Here is a 652-nt window from a genome sequence, read left to right as displayed (position 1 = left end):
AACTATGGAAATCTTTCTCTACACCCTCAGGATGTTGAACAAAGCAAAAAAAGCGCATTTAATAAATGGTCTGTTGCTGCTTATGGAAATTTGCAGCATGATACCGGTTTTTATATGGATGGGGTGGTATCGTATGGTCTTTTTAAGGGTGATGTTTTGACCCTTGCACGGGGCAAGGTTGTGGCGTTAAAGGGTAAACAATTTAGCGGTTCTTTAACGAGTGGTAGAACGTTTGCAACAGGGTATAAAGGTGTTGTTTTTGATCCGCAGATTCAGGTTGTTTATCAGCATCTTCAGTTTAATCAGGCGCGTGATATTGATAATCTTGATGTTGATTTAGGAAAATTTCATCAATGGGTGGGGCGTGTTGGTGGGCGTTTAAGCAAGACGCTTAATGCTTCTGAAGAGGGACGTGAAGTTTCTTTTTATAGTAAGCTTTCTTATTTGCATAGTTTTGAAGATAAGCAATTCGTTTCTTTTAAAAACGATTTTCAGTTAGGTTCCTTTGGTTCTTCTTTGGAAGCAGGGGGTGGGTTTAATGCCCGTCTCTCATCAAAACTTTCTCTTCGTGGAGATGTCACTTATCAGCATAGATTTAAGAAAATTGGTTTTTCTGGAACGAGTTTCTCTGCTGGATTGCGCCACCTTTTTT

The 652-nt window shown here is 39.6% G+C and carries 1 protein-coding gene; it reads left to right on the top strand.

Features of this window, described 5'->3' with window-relative positions; genetic code table 11:
- A partial coding sequence (locus tag ACFINM_RS09885) for an autotransporter domain-containing protein (protein WP_375641395.1) occupies window positions 1–652 on the top strand: 652 nt, incomplete at both ends.

This window comes from Bartonella sp. AA168HLJHH (assembly GCF_042197365.1).
Taxonomy (GTDB): Bacteria; Pseudomonadota; Alphaproteobacteria; order Rhizobiales; family Rhizobiaceae; genus Bartonella.
The sequence above is the reverse complement of the archived record's forward strand: the minus strand, read 5'-3'. Positions and strand labels throughout refer to the sequence as shown.